Origin of the sequence: Acidihalobacter prosperus, assembly GCF_000754095.2 — a bacterium.
In the GTDB taxonomy this organism is placed as follows: domain Bacteria; phylum Pseudomonadota; class Gammaproteobacteria; order DSM-5130; family Acidihalobacteraceae; genus Acidihalobacter; species Acidihalobacter prosperus.
This window is the reverse complement of sequence record NZ_JQSG02000006.1, coordinates 571,970-588,926: the sequence shown is the minus strand read 5'-3', so window position 1 is coordinate 588,926 and position 16,957 is coordinate 571,970. Positions and strand designations below refer to the sequence as shown.

The 16,957-nt window shown below is 69.0% G+C and carries 16 protein-coding genes; 5 read left to right on the top strand and 11 right to left on the bottom strand.

The features are described from left to right. Positions 1-68: 68 nt before the first annotated feature. Both THPRO_RS13535 and THPRO_RS13530 read left to right on the top strand, forming a co-directional pair. A complete protein-coding gene (locus tag THPRO_RS13535; RefSeq protein WP_038093281.1) occupies positions 69-1,010 on the top strand; it encodes an NAD-dependent epimerase/dehydratase family protein in 942 nt (313 codons plus the stop codon). A 110-nt stretch (positions 1,011-1,120) separates the two neighbouring features. Then, entirely contained in the window at positions 1,121-2,053 is a 933-nt protein-coding gene (locus tag THPRO_RS13530; RefSeq protein ID WP_038093344.1) for an AEC family transporter, read from the top strand. Here the strand turns inward: THPRO_RS13530 and THPRO_RS13525 are convergent. From THPRO_RS13525 to THPRO_RS13505, 5 genes are all read right to left on the bottom strand, one after another. After that, positions 2,050-2,475 carry a GFA family protein gene (locus tag THPRO_RS13525; protein ID WP_038093283.1) on the bottom strand — a complete coding sequence of 142 codons (426 nt, stop codon included), beginning with the start codon at positions 2,473-2,475 and terminating at the stop codon, positions 2,050-2,052. The two genes, THPRO_RS13530 and THPRO_RS13525, sit on opposite strands and share 4 nt — an antisense overlap. A 149-nt stretch (positions 2,476-2,624) precedes the next feature. After that, positions 2,625-3,305, bottom strand: coding sequence for a flagellar brake protein (locus THPRO_RS13520; RefSeq protein WP_161489990.1), 681 nt, complete (start codon positions 3,303-3,305; stop codon positions 2,625-2,627). A 208-nt stretch (positions 3,306-3,513) separates the two neighbouring features. Continuing rightward, positions 3,514-4,920, bottom strand: a complete 1,407-nt coding sequence (locus tag THPRO_RS13515) for an APC family permease (protein WP_052064671.1) — start codon at positions 4,918-4,920, stop codon at positions 3,514-3,516. Positions 4,921-5,081: 161 nt separating this feature from the next. Next, complete coding sequence (locus THPRO_RS13510) at positions 5,082-5,690, bottom strand: DUF938 domain-containing protein (protein WP_038093291.1); 609 nt, start codon at positions 5,688-5,690, stop codon at positions 5,082-5,084. A gap of 118 nt (positions 5,691-5,808) precedes the next feature. Beyond that, a complete protein-coding gene (locus THPRO_RS13505) occupies positions 5,809-7,296 on the bottom strand; it encodes a Do family serine endopeptidase (protein ID WP_201786996.1) in 1,488 nt (495 codons plus the stop codon). Positions 7,297-7,494: 198 nt separating this feature from the next. Here THPRO_RS13505 and THPRO_RS13500 point away from each other — a divergent pair, with 198 nt between their 5' ends. Further along, on the top strand, positions 7,495-8,466 hold the full coding sequence (locus THPRO_RS13500; protein WP_065089749.1) for a phosphatase domain-containing protein: 972 nt from the start codon (positions 7,495-7,497) through the stop codon (positions 8,464-8,466). Here THPRO_RS13500 and THPRO_RS13495 read toward each other — a convergent pair. The 5 genes from THPRO_RS13495 to THPRO_RS13475 all read right to left on the bottom strand — a co-directional run bounded on the left by THPRO_RS13495 (position 8,463) and on the right by THPRO_RS13475 (position 14,688). Then, positions 8,463-9,713 (bottom strand): M24 family metallopeptidase, encoded by a 1,251-nt coding sequence (locus tag THPRO_RS13495; RefSeq protein WP_082954654.1) that lies wholly within the window; start codon positions 9,711-9,713, stop codon positions 8,463-8,465. The genes THPRO_RS13500 and THPRO_RS13495 overlap by 4 nt on opposite strands. Before the next feature lie 73 nt (positions 9,714-9,786). Beyond that, positions 9,787-10,776 (bottom strand): cyclodeaminase, encoded by a 990-nt coding sequence (locus THPRO_RS13490; RefSeq protein ID WP_038093298.1) that lies wholly within the window; start codon positions 10,774-10,776, stop codon positions 9,787-9,789. A gap of 1 nt (position 10,777) precedes the next feature. Further along, complete coding sequence (gene eutB / locus THPRO_RS13485) at positions 10,778-11,764, bottom strand: hydroxyectoine utilization dehydratase EutB (RefSeq protein ID WP_038093301.1); 987 nt, start codon at positions 11,762-11,764, stop codon at positions 10,778-10,780. Continuing rightward, the gene (locus THPRO_RS13480) at positions 11,754-13,190 is read right to left on the bottom strand and encodes an aminotransferase (protein ID WP_038093304.1); all 1,437 of its coding nucleotides are present in this window, start codon (positions 13,188-13,190) and stop codon (positions 11,754-11,756) included. Before THPRO_RS13480 ends, eutB begins: the two co-directional genes overlap by 11 nt. Positions 13,191-13,212: 22 nt before the next feature. Beyond that, complete coding sequence (locus THPRO_RS13475) at positions 13,213-14,688, bottom strand: NAD-dependent succinate-semialdehyde dehydrogenase (protein ID WP_052064672.1); 1,476 nt, start codon at positions 14,686-14,688, stop codon at positions 13,213-13,215. Between the two features lie 246 nt (positions 14,689-14,934). On the opposite strand from THPRO_RS13475, the gene THPRO_RS13470 reads away from it, so the two are divergent. Together THPRO_RS13470 and THPRO_RS13465 are read left to right on the top strand one after the other, a co-directional pair. Continuing rightward, positions 14,935-15,939 (top strand): succinylglutamate desuccinylase/aspartoacylase domain-containing protein, encoded by a 1,005-nt coding sequence (locus tag THPRO_RS13470; protein WP_038093307.1) that lies wholly within the window; start codon positions 14,935-14,937, stop codon positions 15,937-15,939. A 40-nt stretch (positions 15,940-15,979) separates the two neighbouring features. Further along, positions 15,980-16,492, top strand: coding sequence for an Lrp/AsnC family transcriptional regulator (locus tag THPRO_RS13465; RefSeq protein WP_052064673.1), 513 nt, complete (start codon positions 15,980-15,982; stop codon positions 16,490-16,492). On the opposite strand, the gene trxC is transcribed toward THPRO_RS13465, so the two are convergent. Next, a complete protein-coding gene (gene trxC, locus THPRO_RS13460) occupies positions 16,489-16,929 on the bottom strand; it encodes a thioredoxin TrxC (protein WP_038093310.1) in 441 nt (146 codons plus the stop codon). The two genes, THPRO_RS13465 and trxC, sit on opposite strands and share 4 nt — an antisense overlap. Positions 16,930-16,957: the final 28 nt, after the last annotated feature.

Sequence of the window (16,957 nt, the reverse complement as noted above, 5' to 3'; positions counted from 1 at the left end):
ATTCCTATTCTAATACCAATATACATAACTCAAACTGGCCGTCGAAATCACATGGTCAGGAGACAACCATGCCGAGAGCACTCATTTTGGGCCTGGGCGGCGGTTTCGGCAGTGCCGTGGCCGGGGCGCTGCACGCACGGGGCTGGGAACTCAGCGCGTTGGTACGCGATGCGTCGCGATTGCCCCCAGGCTTGCCGGCGGCGAGGCTATTCGCCGGCGATGCCCGGCGGCGCGACGATCTGCAACGCGCCGCGGAGGGTGCCGAGGTGCTGGTGCACGCGGCCAACCCGGCCAAATACCGCTGGCGCGGCGTCGCGCTGCCGATGCTCGAAAACGCCGCCGCAGTCGCCGAGAGCGAACGTCTGACCGTACTTTTCCCGGGCAACGTCTACGTCTTCGACCCGGCCGACGGTCCGGTCTTCGACGAGAGCTCGCCGCAGCGGCCGATCACCGAGAAAGGTCGGCTGCGCCTGGCCATGGAGGCGCGGCTCGCGCAAGCCGCCGAGCGGGGCGCCAGGGTCATCCTGCTGCGCATGGGCGACTTCATCGGCCGCCATGCCGCAGGCAGCTGGTTGCAGTACCTGATCCGACGGGTACCCCGGGGCATCCGACTCACACTGCCGGGCACGTCCGAACTGCCGCATACCTGGGCCTATCTGCCGGACGCCGCGGCCTGTGCCGCGGCCCTGCTCGAGGTGCGGGGGGAGCTGCCCGCCTGGTATTCCCTGCACTACCGTGGCCACCGCGCCAGTTTCGCCGAAATCGCCACCGCCCTGCACACAGCCAGCGGCCTCGAAGTGATTCCGCATCCCATGGCGTGGTGGCCGTTGCGACTCGCGGCTCCGTTTTCGCCTCTGATGAGAGGCGTGATCGAAATGCGCTACCTGTGGCAGCGGGAGGTAAACCTGGATGACGGGCGGCTGCGGTCGATCGTCGGCGACCGTTGCCCGCGGACCCCGTTGGACGAGGTCATGCGCGAGATGCTGCAAGGGCCGGTGCCAGCGGATTGACCCCGAGGCGCAGGCGCACGAGAATCCCGCGTTTGCCGCCTGCGTCGTACCGCCATGCCCGGCCTGCCGCCGATCTCCATAGCACGCTCCCGCCCGCACCGGACGCCGACATGACCTCCGTGCTGGGTTCGGTGCTGCCCGTGTTCGCGCTGATTCTGGCCGGTTTCGTGGTCGGTCGGCGGGGCCTGCTCGGCGCCGCGGCGACCGACAGCCTGAACAATTTCGTGGTCTGGCTGGCACTGCCCGCGCTGCTGTTCCAGGCCATGGCGCAGATCACCTGGCGCGAGGTCGCCCACCCGGGTTTCCTGATCGCCTTCGGCGTCGGCATGGGCGTCACCTTCCTGGTCGCACTGCTGTTCGCGCGCGCACCGGGCCGCGGACTCGCGGACCTGAGCCTGGAGGGACTGAGCGCGTCCTACGCCAACACCGGCTACATGGGCATCCCGCTGTGTCTGATCCTGTTCGGCAAGGACAGCCTGCCGCCCGCGATCATCGCCACCCTGATGACCGCGACCGTGCTGTTCGCCGGCGCCATCGTGCTGATCGAGACCGATCTGCAGCAAAGCCCTCATTTCGGCCGCACCCTGCTGCGCGTGGGCCGCTCGCTGCTGCGCAATCCGCTGGTGCTCGCCCCCCTGCTCGGGTTGGCCTACGCGCTCACCGGATGGCCATTGCCCGCCCCGGTGCTGCGCTTCACCAGCCTGCTCGGCGCCGCCGCCAGCCCCTGCGCGCTGGTCACCATCGGCCTGTTCCTGTCGCGCAGGCAACCCGGGCAGGCCGGCGGCAGCGTCGGCCGCGTGGTCGGATTCAAGCTGTTCCTGCAGCCGCTGGTCACCGCCGCGCTCGCCTTCGGCGCCTTCCAGATGCCGGCGGTGTGGTCGCATACGGCGGTGCTGATGAGCGCCCTGCCGGTGGGCACGGGACCGTTCATGCTGGCCAAGTTCTACGACCGCGAAGCGGGTCTCGCCTCGCGTTCGATTCTCTATTCCACGCTGCTCTCGGTGGCGACGATCTCCGGTCTCGCCGCCTGGCTCGGCGGCTAGCGCGATTCGCGCGGCGGCAGCGTTTCCTCGTCCTCCTGCGCCAGGCCGTCGTTCAGCGACACCCAGGGCAGGCGGCTGCTCACCCAGATATGTCGATCCGGCGGATGGCGCTCGGGATGGTCCAGGGTGCTCACGGTGACGTCGAGGGTATCCGGCGCGAGCGGCGTCCACAGCGCGAGGTGTGCGCCGCAGGCGGGACAGAAATAACGTTCGCCCCCGCTTGCCGGCCGGTAGCAGTGCGGCTCGACTCCGGTCCACTGGAAGGCCGCGCGCGGCACGCTGGCCCAGGTGACATGCGTCCCTCCGGTGCTGCGCCGGCACTCGCCGCAGTGGCAGATCGCCACGTCGTCTAGAGCGGGCATGTCGATCCGGTAGCGGCAGGCACCGCAGGCACAGCCTGCCTGCGATCGGGCCGGCGACAACGGATGGGTGCGGACGGTCGGTAGCGGGAACGCTCATGTGCGGCACTCGCTGCAGCGGATACCCCGAGTATAGTGGGCACGCGCGCAGGCACGCTCGTGGTGCCGGCATCGCATCCATGCACGGCGCGGGTGCGTCTGGCGTACGGCGCTCAGATAAACTGGTCGATACAGAGGATCGTGTACAGGTTCGCCAGCAGCTCCGGATAGGGCTGGTCGAAGACGACGCCGGCGACGTTCGCCTTGCCCTGCTCCGTAATGCGCACGATCTTGCCGATCAACGCCTGGATGCCCAGCGGGTCCGGCAAGGCCAGCTCCAGGCCGACGGCCATGCCCGCGCTGCGCTGACCCGCTGACGGGTTGCGGCAAGCCACCTTGGCGCCCTGCTCGGAGATATCCAGCAGCAGGGCGGTTTCCTTTTCGCCATTGTCGCCGGTCACCACGCACGGCAGACGACAGGGCAGACGCTGATGCTGGCGCACGCTGACGCGCGTGATCGTAGCCGGATACTGCATGAATATCAGTGGCTCGGGCACCGAAATCGTATGCATGATCGAACTGTTGAAGCCGTAGGCCACACCCTCCACCAGGAAACGCACGACAATGTTGTCGCCCACCCTCGGCGGCACCGGCGGCCCGCCACGCGTGCCGTCGGCACGGAAAATGAGGTAGCGGTCGGCCACGCAACCGAGCACGCTGGCCTCGAAACGGGCCTCGTAGGGCCGTATCTGCACATAGACCCGGGTCCCGCCCGCCAGCACGGCGGCAAGCTCGTGGCTGACGGGCTGCTCGACCATGGCCTGTCCCTGGGTGACTTCTTGTTGTGTATTCACCACGAACGCTCTCGCTCCGGCGGCAAGCGAACCGAGCTGCCGCCACATTATCGGTTATTTGATTCGCTGGATCGTCGATTGGCCAGCCGACACACTTATCACATACGCGCTGCATTCTTATTTCAACGACAGGCCGCCTCGTCCTGCAGGCCCGGGCCGCCGTTGAACATTTTCCTGCAACATTCAGGCCCGCGAATTGCGCGCGCGGCTACTTTGCCTCGTCGGCCACAATGGAACCGATGCGCTCGCCCATGCCGGGGTCCCGTGCGGTGGCGCTACGCGCATAGAAATAGGCCACCGCGAGCACGCCCAGCGCCACATAAGGGTAGAGATTGAACGGGTAGGGCTGCCCCGGCGTGACCAGCCCCCAGACCGGCAGAATCATCGCCAGAAAACCCAGCATCGGCAGCGCGGCATGCCGTACCCAGGAGAAAGCCGCGCGATGGGTTCGCCAGACATACGCCGGCAGGGCCAGATTGGTCACGCCATAAATGATCGCGACCGGGATGGTACCGCAGGTCGCGGCCTCGCCGAAGTAATTCACGGGATTCTTGCCCTCCGCAAACATGAACAACAAAGCGAGCGCGGCGAGCAGGAAGGTCGCGATGGCCGCCCACGGCGTACGATGGCGGTCGTGCACCGCGCCGAACAGATTCGGCAGCAGTCCCTCTCGCCCGCTGTTGAATAGGATGCGCGATTGAGCGTTCACCAGCCCGATCAGCGAACCGAGAATGCTCGTCACGCCGGCCAGATACAGCAGCACCACCACACCGCCCAGCAGATGGGCCGTCAGATCGACATAGGGCACCTGCGCAGCTTCAAGCGCCTTGGCGTCGTAACCGAACCCCACCACCGTGGCATAGGCGAGAAAGGTGTAGAGCACGCCGATGGCGAGCACGCTGGCGAACAGCGCACGCGGTACCAGTCGCCGGGGAGTCATCGTTTCATCCGCCATCATGGAGGCGTTTTCCCAGCCGATGAACAGAAAAATGGCGATGGGAAATCCAAGCCCCAGCCCCTTGAACCCGCCCGCCAGCGACTGCGGATCGAGCGGACGCAGACTCAGGCGACCATGCACGCCCAGCAGCGCAATGCCGACGACCACCAGAATCGCCAGTTCCAGCCAGAAGGCCGCCGCCGCCCAGGCCGTGGACAGGCGCACCCCGCGCACGGTCATCGCGCCGACCAGCACCAGGGCCGCAAAGGTCATGATCTGCCAGGGAATCTGCACATGGAGGTATCGATGAAGCGTTTCGCTGGTCCAGCCGCCCATGATTGCCACCACGGCTGAACCGGCGAGGATATAACCGAATATCAGGAACACGGCGGCGGTCACCGCCGCCGTCGCGCCGAAACCTTTGCCGATGAATGTCACGAACGAACCCGCCGAGGGCGTAAAACGCGAAAATTCCGCCAGCGTGTTGGCGAGGAACAGCACCGCGATCATGGCCACGAGGATGGTCAGCGGCGCCGCCACGCCCGCTCCCGCCACGATGACGCCGAAACCGAAATAAAAACTCATGGCCGGGGCGATATTCGCGAGCGTCGCCGACACGATATGCCCGAGGCCGAGTTCGCCCTGGCGGAGTCTTGCCGGCACTGCGTGGGAATGCATGATGATCGCCCGCCATCATCGTAAAAAACGATTGGACAACGGATGCGGCTGCAGGTTTCACGCGGGGTTGCGGCGTCACCCTTGACAGCGCCTAAAGTGGCCTCGGCGCCCGCCTTTGCTGATGGTTCGATCCGTCATTCAAACCGCCGCACGAACGGCCTTCAGCTTCGCTCCCAGCACAACACCCGGTTGTTCGCCGGCATCGCGATGTCTTGCAGCAGCCGCAGGCCGACCTCCGAGGTCAGCGCCTGCACCGCTTCGAAATCGCGCACCCCGCTTTGCGGGTCGCGCGCCTTGAGCCAGGCGTCGAAGCGGGCATTGCTGTCGCTGGTATAGCGGCCGCCGTAGTTGAAGGGGCCGTACAGGGCAAAACGCCCACCGGGGACGAGCGTGCGACCAACGCCGGCGACGAAGGCCTGCACGGCCGCCCAGGACATGATATGCGCGGTATTGGCGGAATAGACATAATCGAAGGCCGCCGCACGCACCGGCCACGGCTGCGTGCGCACATCGAGTTCGAGCGGTTCGAGAAGATTTTCGCCGCCCTCCTCCTCGCGCCAGGCGCGGATACCGGAAAGGTTCTCGGCGACATCGCTCGGCTGCCAGATCAGATGCGGCAGATCGCTGGAGAAATACACCGCGTGCTGGCCCGTGCCGCTGCCGATTTCAAGCACGCGGCCCGGCGCCGCGAACAGGCGGATCAGGACGGCGAGAATAGGCTCGCGATTCTGGTCGCTGGATTCTGAATAGGGTTTGTGCATATTTGACATCGGCGGACGGCGGACGGCGGACGGCGGACGGACCTAAGGTTAGCATCCGCCGGCCGGACGCGAGCGCGCGGCGATGTGCGTGACGCACACCGCCGCGCCTGCGCACTTCCGTCGTCGATCAGTCCGCCGGCGGCAGTGTGATCGCGGTGAACAGCGTCTGGCCATGCGCCTTCACGCGGACCGCGATCGAATGGCCGGCCGGCAGCCCGTCGACCAGACGTTTGAGCTGCTCCGGCGAACGGATCGGCTCGCCGGCCAGATCGAGGATCACCATGCCCGGGGTGATGCCCGCGTTGGCGGCCGGACCGTTGCCGACGCCGATGACCAGCACGCCGTGCCCGACGCCGAAATGCTTCTTGTCCTTCTCGCTCAGCGATTGGACCTGAATATGCAGGCGCGAGATATTGCCGTTCACCGTCGAACCGTTGCCGCCGCCGGCGTTTTGCGGCAGTACGCCGACCGTCGCATGCAGCGTCATCGCCTTGCCGTTGCGCAGGATGCCGATGTCGACCTTCGTCCCCGGCAGGGTGTTGCCCACCATCGGCGGCAACTGCCCCACCGTGTCGACCGGCTGCCCGTTGAAGGTCACGATCACGTCGCCGGGCTTGAGACCGGCCATGGCGGCGGGGCTATGGTGCGACACCGAGGCGACCAGCGCGCCCACCGGCTCCTTCAGATTGAGGGCCTTGGCCATCTGCGTGGTCACGTCCTGCACCTCGACGCCGAGCCAGCCGAACTGCACCGGCTTGTGCTGCTTGAAGTCGTCCACCACGTGCATCACGGTGTCGATCGGGATCGAGAACGAGAGCCCCATGTAACCGCCGCTGCTGGTGTAGATCTGGTCGTTGATGCCGACCACCTGACCGGACATGTTGAGCAGCGGGCCGCCGGAATTGCCGGGGTTGATCGGCACGTCGCTCTGGATGAAGGGGATGTACTCGTCGTCGTGCGGCAGGGTGCGGTTGATCGCGCTGACCACGCCCTGGGTCACGGTATTGAAGAACCCGAACGGCGCACCGACCGCAAGCAGCCACTGGCCGACCTTGAGGTTATTGGAATTGCCGATCGGCGCCGTGGGCAAATCATGCGCGTCGATCTTGAGCAGCGCCGTGTCGTAGCGCACCGACAGGCCGACCAGCTTGGCCGGGTAGGAGCGGTGGTTGGTCAGGGTCACCACGATGTGGCTGGCGTGGCGCACCACGTGGCCGGCGGTGACAATGTAGCCGTTGGAGCTGAGGATGAAGCCCGAGCCGAGGTCAGTCACCTTCTCGTGCTGCTGCCCGCCGGGCGCCATGAACTGGCGGAAGAACTGATGGAACGGCGAACCCGGGGGGAAAGGATCCTGCGGTCCTTCGTGCACCACACGGGAACTGGTGCTGCTGATGTTCACCACGGCGTCGCCGACGCGCTTGATGATCGGCGTGAAGTCGGGCAGGTTCACCAGTTGGCGCTGCGGCGAGGTGTCGGGGTGTATGGGCAGGTCCGGCTTGCCGGCGAAGGCCCAGCCGCTCATGCCCATACCGATCCCGAACACCGCCGCCAGGAACGCGTTCAACCAGATGCGGGGCGCCCTGTGCCGGCGTCGCGGCAACATTTTCCATTTCATGATCGTTTTCTCCCTGTCTGGCATATTGTCTGGCGGATGGACAGGAAAGCGCCGCGTGGGTTCCGTGCGCTCGAAACGGCTCGCTTGCGGCGTAAATGCCGCAAAGCGAGAGACCGCGCGGTCTGTGGCCAGCCCGCCGCGGTTGCCGCTTGGCGAAGATTTACTCGTTTTTACGCATCAGGGAGGACCTGCAGACCGATGACGGCGGACGCACGCGAAATCGTGATTTGCGAACTGGACGGCGTGCTCGCGCTGATCGAGCATCGCCTGCACCACCTCTACAACGATACCGGCGAACGCAACTGGCAGGCCTTCCACGCCGCCTGCGGCGGCGACATGCCCAACCTGCCGCTGATCCAGCGGCTCAATCAGGCGCGCGCGGCGGGAACGCCGGTGGTGCTGCTGAGCGGCCGTGGCGCCGAGGTGCGTGCGCAGACCCTGCAGTGGCTTCACGACTGGCAGATCGCGCATGACGCGCTTTGGCTGCGGCCGGAAGGCGACCGCCGTCCGGCGCTCGCCTTCAAGGCCGAGGTGATCGAGCGGCATTACCCCGGCAGTCGCATCCGCCGCGTCTACGAATCGGCGCATCACCTCGACGTCGCGCGCTGGCATGCCCAGCAGGGCACGCCCTGCACGCTGTTCGGCCCCAACCAGGGCAACGGCGCGACGCGCGAGCAGTTCGAGCTGAAAACCGTCCGCCACGCCTGCGAGCATGTGATGCTCTACCCCTTCTACGGCGACGACGACTATGCCTGGGAAGACCGTTGCGGGCAGCTTGCCGCCGGCACCTGCCTGCTGTGCCAGGCCGGGGAGGCCGAGGCGGAGCGCGCCCGGCAGGCCGCCGCAGCACGCCTCGCGGCGCAGGCGCGCGGGCTGCCGCCGCTGGAGGGTTCGGAAAGGCAGGTCGCCTGGGCCGAGGGCGTACGCCTGTCCGCCTTCGGCGGCCTCGACAAGGTCAACGCCTGGGTCGCCCGCGTCGATGCGCAGGCCGAGGCCGAGGACCCCGACCACTGGCGCGCGGTCAAGCAGGGCATCGCCCGCGCCGCCGACTATCTCGCCGCGCAGACCGAGGCGCGCTGGTGGATCGACCACCGCCACGGCATCAGCAACAGCCTCGACGGCGGACGCGCGCTGGTCAACGCGGTGGCCGAGCAGGAAGGCTACTTCTAGGGCTTGACGAACAGCTTGCGCGGGAACGGCGCGAGCAGTTCGTAGCCGTCGGCGGTGACCACGAAGCTTTCGGATATCTCCACGCCCCAGTCGTCCATCCAGATTCCGGGAATCAGATGGAAGGTCATGCCCGGTTCGAGCACGGAACGGTCGCCGGGGCGCAGGCTCATGGTGTGCTCGCCCCAGTCGGGCGGATAGTTCAGCCCCATCGAATACCCGATGCGCGACTCCTTGACGATGCCGCGCGGCGCCGTGACCGACCGCCAGGCCGCCTCGATGGCCTCGCAGGTGGCGCCCGGCTTGACCGCATCCAGCGCCGCCTGCACGCCGTCGGCGACGATCATCGCCGCGTCCACCAGACGCTTGGGCGGATCGCCCATGAACACGGTGCGCGCCATCGGGCAGTGGTAGTGGTAGCGCGCCGCGGCCAGCTCCAGGATGCAGGCCTCGTCGCGCACGAAGGGCTTGTCGGTCCAGGTCAGGTGCGGGGTCGAGGTGCCGCGGCCGGTCGGCAGCATCGGGGCGATGGCGGGGTAGTCGCCGCCATAGGCCTGGGTGCCGCGCATCTGCGCGCGGTAGATCTCGCCCACCGCGTCGCACTGGCGGATGCCCGGCTCGACATTGCCCAGCGCGACCTTCATCACCCGCTGCATGATCTGTCCGGCCTGGCGCATGTATTCGAGTTCCTGCGGCGACTTGATCGAACGCAGGCCGGAGATCAAGCGGGTGACGTCGGTGAAGCTCGCATGCGGCAGCTGCCGGCGCAGCACCTCGTAACCGCGTGCGGAGAAATAGTAGCTGTCCATGTCCAGGCCGACGCGGGCGTTGTCCAACTCACGCTCGCGCAGGATGTGCGCCACGAAATCCATCGGATGGCGGTGATCGTGGTGCACGTAGCGGTCGGAATAGGCGTAGAGATTGCCGTCGTCCACGTAGGTGGTCTCGCGCGCGCCGTTGAGGTCGATCCCGCGCCCGATCCACAGCGGCTCGGGTTCGGCCAGGGCCACCACGATCAGCTGCGGCACGTAAAACGACCAGCCGTCGTAGCCGGTCAGGTAATTCATGTTGGCCGGGTCGAACACCAGCAGCACCTCGATCCCCTGCGCCTTCATCAGAGTCTTGGTGCGCAGCAGGCGGTCGGCGTATTCCAGCGGGCTGAAGGGCAGCGGCCAGATGTCGCCGTGACGCGCGGGGCAACCGACCGGCGACACCGCGCTGGCATGCTGGTAAGGGGTTTCATTGGTCATGCATGAGCCTCTCGTTCACTTTCGCGCCGGCGCAGGTGCCGGCCCCCTCTACGCGCCGGGCCGGCCCGGCGCGTCAGTCCCCGATAGCCAGACCGTACCCCGCCGCGACCGCACGCGCCAGTGCATGGGCCGCGATCGCGGTGTCCTGCGCACCGGTGCCGGTCAGATCGCAGAGCGTGATCTCGTCCCTGTCGGTGCGTCCGCTGGACCGTCCGCAGAGCACCGCGCCCAGTTCGACGGGCAGGGTGTCCGCCGGCATTGCGCCCGCCGCCACCGCCGGACCCAACTCGCCGAGGGCCAGGCTCTGCGCGGCCACGTCGCATATGAATCGGTCTGCCCGCGCCACGGCGGCGGGGGCGATCTCGTTCTTGTAGGGCGCATCCGAACCCATGGCCGTGACGTGCTGGCCGGGATGCAGCCATTCGGCCTGCACCAGCGGTTCGCGCGCAGGCGTCGTGGTCACCACGATATCCGCCTCGCGCACCACCGCCTCGGCCGCTTCGCGCGGCTCGACCGGAATGCCGAGGCGCGCGTGCATCTCGTCGGCATAGGCCAGCGCGGCATTGCGCTCGCGTGCCCACACCAGCACCCGTTCGAGCGGACGCACGAGGCTCAGCGCCTCGATCTGCAGCCGCGCCTGCACGCCGCTGCCAAGCACGCCGGCCATGCGGGCATCGGCACGCGCCAGGGTGCGTGCCGCCAGCGCGCCTGCGGCGGCCGTGCGCACGTCCGTGAGATAGCCGTTGTCCAACAGCACCGCGACCGTGCGCCCGCTCGTGGCATCGAGCAGCGCCATGAAGCCCGAGAGGCTGGGCAGACCGCGCGCAGGATTGCCGAAAAAGCCCGAGGAGGCCTTGATCGCAAGCTGCGGCAAGCCGTCGATGTAGGCGGTCTTGATGTCGACCTCGGCGTTGCGTGCGGCGATCTCCAGCGCCAACACCGGCGGTTGGATCGCGCGGCCCTCGCCGAGGGCCAGAAAGGCGTGCTCCGCGGCCTCGATGGCGGCCTCGTCGAGCCGCACGAGGCGGCGCAGTTCACCCTCGCCGAGAATCCGTACGCTCATGTCAGTCTCGTTCGCAGATGAGTCGGGTAAACCGGTCCATGTCGACATTGTTGCCGGTGACGAGAACGACCGCGCGGCGACCGCCGCCGGGCACCTCGCCGCGCGCCAGCAGCGCCGCGCCCACCGCGGCCGCCCCTTCCGTCACCAGGCGCTCGTGACGATGGAGCTCGCGCATCGCGGCGGCGATTTCCGCCTCGGAAACCTGGACGACCGTGTCCGCCAACGCGCGCACCAGGGCGAAGCTGTAGCGGTTGTCGAGGCCGATGCCGCCACCCAGGCTGTCGGCCAGCGTCGTTTCCTCGGCGACCTCGACCGGACGCCCGGCACGCAGGCTCTCGATCATCGCCGCACCCCGCTGCGGGCTGATGCCGACGACATGCACGTCCGGCTTGACCGCCTTCACCGCCAGCGCCACCCCGGCAAGCAGCCCGCCCCCGGACAGCGGCACCAGCAGAGTGTCGAGATCGGGCGCATCCTCCAGCAGTTCCAGGCCTAGGGTGCCCTGCCCCGCGATCACATCGGGGTGATCGAAGGGCGGGATATAGCCAAGGCCCCGCGTCTCGGCAAGGCGCAGGGCCTCGGCCACCGCGGCATCCTGGTCGTCGCCGGCCAGCACCACCTCGGCGCCCAGTTCGCGCACCGCCGCGACCTTGTTGGCGGGCACCAGAGCGGACAGACAGACGGTGCAGGCGACGCCCTCGGCGCGCGCGGCCCAGGCCAGCGCGCGGCCGTGGTTGCCGGTGGAAGCGGTCACCACGCCGCGGGCGCGGGTCTCGGGCGCCAGCGCGAGCAGCGCATGCGTCGCCCCACGCAGCTTGAAGGCGCCGCTGGGCTGCAGCATCTCCAGCTTGAGCGACACCGAGTCGGCGCCGCAGGCGCGCGCCAGACGCGGCGAGGACAGCAGCGGCGTGCGCGCCACGCGCCCGGCGATGCGGGCGCGGGCGCGGTAGATGTCGGCCGGGGTCGGCGCGCCGGCCTCAGCCGCCACTCAGCGCGCCCTGCCCCACGAGCTCGTCGGCCACGGCGGCCACCGCCTCGCGCGCGGTTTCGGCGATGCGGTCCGCCTCGGCGCGGGTGAGCACCAGCGGCGGCGCGAAGCCGAGGATGTCGCCGTGCGGCATGGCGCGGGCGAGCACGCCGCGCGCGCGGCAGGCCTCGTAGATGCGCACGCCGACCTTGTGCTTGGGTGCGAAGGGCAGCCGCGCCGCCGGATCGCGGGCGAACTCGACCGCGGCCAGCATGCCCGCGCCGCGCACCTCGCCGACGATGGGCGAATCGGCCAGCGCCTCGCGCAGGCCGGCCAGCAGATAGTCGCCGGTGGTGCGCGCCCGTTCGACCAGCCCCTCGCGCTCGATGATGTCGAGGTTGGCCAGCGCGGCGGCGGTACCCAGCGGATGGCCGGAATAGGTCCAGCCATGGCCCAACGCGCCGAGGCGATCGGCGCCCTCTTCCAGCACGCGCCACACGCGCTCGCCGACCATCACCGCGGACAGCGGCGCGTAGGCGCTGGTCAGGCCCTTGGCCAGGGTCATCAGGTCGGGCTCGATGCCGTACTTCTCGCTGCCGAAGGTCGTGCCCAGGCGGCCGAAGCCGGTGATCACCTCGTCGGCGATCAGCAGGATGTCGTAGCGGCGCAGCACCGCCTGGATCGCCTCCCAGTAGCCCTCGGGCGGCGGGATGATGCCGCCGGTGCCGAGCACCGGTTCGCCGATGAAGGCGGCGACCGTGTCCGGCCCTTCCTCCAGAATCATGCGTTCCAGCTCGTCGGCGCAGTACTGCGAGAACTCCCGCTCGCTCATGCCGGCATCCTCGCGGCGATAGTAATGCGGGGTGAGCGTATGCCGGATCTGCGGCATCGGCAGATCGAAGGCCTGATGGAACACGGGCAGGCCGGTCAGGCTGCCGGTCATCACGCCGGAACCGTGATACGCGCGGTGGCGCGAGATGATCTTCTTCTTGGTGGTGCGGCCGAGGATGTTGTTGTAGTACCAGACCAGCTTGATCTGGGTTTCGTTGGCGTCGGAGCCGGAAAGGCCGTAGTACACCCGGCTCATGCCCGCCGGCGCCATGCGGATCAGGCGCTCGGACAGCTCGATCAGCGGCTCGTTCGAATACCCGGCGTAGCTGTGGTAGTAGGCCAGCTCGTGTGCCTGCCGTGCGATGGCCTCGGCCACCTCGGTGCGACCGTAGCCGATGTTCACGCAGTACAGCCCGGCGAAGCCGTCGAGGTATTCATTGCCGTGGGCGTCGCGGATGGTCGCGCCCTGCCCGCCGGTGATGATCTGCGGGCCGCCCGAAAGGCCCTGGGCGTGCGCCTTGAGCTGGGTGGACGGGTGCAGCACATAGGCGCGGTCGGCGGCTTCCAGCTCGGCCAGGCCGGCGCTGTCTCGTGGGGTGGTGGCTTGCTGGCTCATGCGATTCTCCCGTGGCTTGGCCTCACGCCGGCAGGGCGAGGCAGGTGTAGTGAATTTCGCTGTATTCGTCGAGGCCGTGGCGCGAGCCCTCGCGCCCCTGGCCGGACTGCTTGACGCCGCCGAAGGGGATCGGCGGGCCGGTCAGCTTGACGCAGTTGACCGCCAGCATGCCGTAGTCGAGCGCATCGCCGACGCGGGCGGCGCGGGCGAGATCGCGCGTATAGCAGTAGGCGACCAGGCCGTATTCGGTGTCGTTGGCGAGGCGGATCGCCTCGGCCTCGTCGTCGAAGGGCATCACCGCGGCGACCGGCGAGAAGGTCTCCTCGCGGAACACGGCCATCTCAGGGGTCACGTCGGCGAGCACGGTCGGCGCATAGAAATGGCCGCCGAGGGCCTCGCCGCCGGCCAGCACGCGGGCGCCGAGCCGGCGCGCATCGGCCACGTGGGCCGCCGCCTTGGCCACCGCGCGTTCGTCGATCAGCGGGCCGATCTCGGTATCCTCGGCCAAGCCGTGACCGACGCGCAGGCGTGCCGTGGCGGCGGCGAAGCGTTCGAGGAAGCGTGCGTAGAGCGGCCGCTGCACCAGGATGCGGTTGGCCGCCAGGCAGTCCTCGCCGGAGGTCTGGAACTTAGCGGCGAGCGCGCCCGCGACGGCGGCATCCAGATCGACGTCGTCGAACACCACGAACGGCGCGTTGCCGCCGAGTTCGAGGGTCAGGCGCTTGACCGTGTCCGCCGACTGGCGGATCAGCGCCTTGCCGACCTCGGTGGAGCCGGTGAAGCTGAGCGCGCGCACGCGCACGTCGCGCATCAGCTCGGCGGCGAGCGTGCGCCCGTCGCCGGTGACGACCTGGAACACGCCGCCGGGAATCCCGGCGCGCTCGGCCAGACGCGCCAGCGCCAGCGCCGAGAACGGCGTTTCGCTCGCTGGGCGCACGATCATCGGGCAGCCCGCGGCGAGGGCGGCGGCGGCCTTGCGCGTGACCATCGCCGAGGGGAAGTTCCAGGGCGTGATCGCGGCGGTGACCCCCACCGGTCGGCGCACGGTGCTCAGGCGGCGCCCGGGCAGATGGCTGGGGATGGTCTCGCCACTGGCCCGGCGTCCCTCATCTGCGAACCAGCGGACGAAGCTGGCGGCGTAGTCGATCTCGCCGCGCGCCTCGGCCAGCGGTTTGCCCTCCTCCAGCGTCATGATGCGCGCGAGATCCTCGCGGTGGCCGCGCATGCCCTCGTACCAGGCCAGCAGACGCTCGGCACGCTCGTCCGGGGTCAGCGCCGCCCAAGCAGGCAGCGCCGCGGCGGCCGCGTCGATGGCGCGGCGCATCGTTGCGGGGCCGGCCGCGGGCACGTGGCCCAGCGTCTTGCCGGTGGCGGGATCGACGACCGGGATGCGGCCGCCCTCGGCGACCCATTCGCCCGCGACCCAGTCGCGCTCGTTCCAGAGTTCGGGATCGGCAAGGCGTGTATCGAATTCGCGGTTGATGGCGGCTTCGGCCATGATGTCGCCCTCCGTTGCTGAGGTCGTGGGGGTTCGGGCAACGACTCACGCCGCGCCCACGGTCACAGTATGGGCGCGCCCCGGGCGATACCGTGGCCTTAAACGGCCCCGCTGCGCAGAGAGTCTTGCCTGTCCTCGGCCCTCGAAACGGACCGCTTCGCGGCAGTGCGTGCGCCCCCCGGTGGGTGCCGGCGCTTGACTCGCCGGCTGCATCGCGGTTTCTTGGGAGCATTACGGGAGGAACTCATGGACGACACCAGCCGCGTGCACTGCGACATCAACCTGGACTCGCCCGGCCTGCGCGCCGGCAATCTGCATCTGCCCCTGTCCACCGACGCCTCTGCCTGGGGGCGTCTGCTGACGCCGATCGTCGCCTGCGTGGGCGGACCGGGGCCGACCCTGGTGCTCACCGGCGCCAGCCACGGCGACGAGTACGAAGGCCCGCTCGGCATCCTGCGCCTGCTGCAGGGCCTGGACGCCTCCTCGCTGCGCGGGCGCATCGTCGCCCTGCCGGCGCTCTGCTATCCCGCGCTCCAGGCGGGCCGGCGGCTGTCGCCGCTCGACGGCGCCAACATGAACCGCAGCTTCCCCGGACGCGCGGACGGCGGCCCCACGGCCGCCATCGCCCACTGGGTCCACACGCGGCTGCTGCCGCAGGCCGATGCGGTAATCGACATCCATTCCGGGGGCAGCACCCTGCGCTTTGCGCCCAGCGCGGTCATCCACGAACTGGCCGATCCGGCGCAGCGCGCGGCGACGCGCGCCCTGGCCGAGGCCTTCGCCGCCCCCTTCACCCAGGTGCTCACCGAGCTGGACAGCGCCGGCGAGCTGGACAGCGCGGTCGAGTCCATGGGCCTGCCCTTCCTGTCGACCGAGCTGGGCGGTGGCGGCGGCGTCACCCCCGCCACCGTGGCGCTGGCCCATGCCGGGCTGCTGCGCTGCCTCGCCGCCCTCGGCATGCTCGACGCTGCCCCGCCGGCGTCCGCGCCGACGCGCTTTCTCGAGGTGCCCGAAGACGGCTACGTGATGGCGCTGCGCGGCGGCCTGCTCGAACCGCTGATCGAGGTCGGCGATCCGGTCGCCGCGGGACAGGTCGTCGCCCGGCTGTACGACATCGACACGCCGCTGGCGCCCCCCCTGCCGCTGCACGCACCGGCCGACGGCGTGCTGGTGTGCCGTGCGGCCCGCGGCGGCGTGGCACGCGGCGACACGCTGGCCGTGGTCGGCCGCGACGGCGGACACGGCGCATGAGGTCCGCCCGCCACGGCAGACGGACACGAGGCGGTTCGCGATGAGGCGCGCGCGACTGGACCGTTACGACCTCGCCATTCTGACGGCGCTGCAGCGCGACGGGCGGATGTCCAAGCTGCGCCTGGCCGAGGCCATCCACCTCTCGCCCACCCCCTGCTGGGAGCGGTTGCGCCGGCTCGAACGCGAGGGTCTGGTGCGCGGCTACCATGCCGAGGTGGCGATCGACGAACTGCTCGACGTCGCCCACTTCCTGGTCGAGGTCACGCTCACCCGCCATCGCGCGGAGGATTTCGCGCGCTTCGAAGGCGCGGTGGCGCAACGCCCGGAGGTGCTGTCCTGCTACGCGGTCGCCGGCGGCTTCGACTATCTGCTGCTGGTCGTGGCCGCCGATATCGTCGCCTACCAGCGCTTCATCGACGGCTGGCTGGAGGACGGCATGGGCGTGGAGCGCTACTTCACCTACGTGGTCACGCGCACCGTCAAGCAGGACCGCGCATTCCCGCTCGAACGCTTCTGGGACAACCGCCGGCGCGACGACCAGGAGCCCGGCTAGGCGCCGCCGTTGGCCCTTGCCCAGCGCACGATGTCGGCCGTACCCATGGCGCCCGCCTGACGCGCCGCCTCGCGACCGCCCTTGAACAGCGCCAGCGTGGGGATGCTGCGGATCGAGAACTGCGCCCCCAGCGCCGGCTCCGCCTCGGTGTCGACCTTGACCAGGCGCACGTGCGGTTCGAGCTGCGCCGCCGCCTCGGCGAAGTAAGGCGCCATCATCCGGCAGGGGCCGCACCATGGCGCCCAGAAATCGACCAGCAGGGGAATGTCGCTGCGCGCGACGTGCTTGTGGAAACGCTCGGCGGTCAGCGGCAGCGGCTCGCCGGTGAACAGCGGGCGATGGCAGCTGCCGCAGCCGGGGCCGTCGGCCAGGCGGGCGGCGGGGATGCGATTGACCGCATCGCAATGCGGACACACGATGTGCAATGAATCACTCACGGGACGACCTCACTGTCGGGTTGTCGAA

Excerpts from the sequence above, each read along its gene's own strand:
- THPRO_RS13535 (WP_038093281.1), top strand. The coding sequence starts at position 69 with ATGCCGAGAGCACTCATTTTGGGCCTGGGCGGCGGTTTCGGCAGTGCC.
- THPRO_RS13530 (WP_038093344.1), top strand. The coding sequence starts at position 1,121 with ATGACCTCCGTGCTGGGTTCGGTGCTGCCCGTGTTCGCGCTGATTCTG.
- THPRO_RS13515 (WP_052064671.1), bottom strand. The coding sequence starts at position 4,920 with ATGCATTCCCACGCAGTGCCGGCAAGACTCCGCCAGGGCGAACTCGGC.
- THPRO_RS13510 (WP_038093291.1), bottom strand. The coding sequence starts at position 5,690 with ATGTCAAATATGCACAAACCCTATTCAGAATCCAGCGACCAGAATCGC.
- THPRO_RS13505 (WP_201786996.1), bottom strand. The coding sequence starts at position 7,296 with ATGAAATGGAAAATGTTGCCGCGACGCCGGCACAGGGCGCCCCGCATC.
- THPRO_RS13500 (WP_065089749.1), top strand. The coding sequence starts at position 7,495 with ATGACGGCGGACGCACGCGAAATCGTGATTTGCGAACTGGACGGCGTG.
- THPRO_RS13495 (WP_082954654.1), bottom strand. The coding sequence starts at position 9,713 with ATGACCAATGAAACCCCTTACCAGCATGCCAGCGCGGTGTCGCCGGTC.
- THPRO_RS13490 (WP_038093298.1), bottom strand. The coding sequence starts at position 10,776 with ATGAGCGTACGGATTCTCGGCGAGGGTGAACTGCGCCGCCTCGTGCGG.
- THPRO_RS13480 (WP_038093304.1), bottom strand. The coding sequence starts at position 13,190 with ATGAGCCAGCAAGCCACCACCCCACGAGACAGCGCCGGCCTGGCCGAG.
- THPRO_RS13475 (WP_052064672.1), bottom strand. The coding sequence starts at position 14,688 with ATGGCCGAAGCCGCCATCAACCGCGAATTCGATACACGCCTTGCCGAT.
- THPRO_RS13470 (WP_038093307.1), top strand. The coding sequence starts at position 14,935 with ATGGACGACACCAGCCGCGTGCACTGCGACATCAACCTGGACTCGCCC.
- THPRO_RS13465 (WP_052064673.1), top strand. The coding sequence starts at position 15,980 with ATGAGGCGCGCGCGACTGGACCGTTACGACCTCGCCATTCTGACGGCG.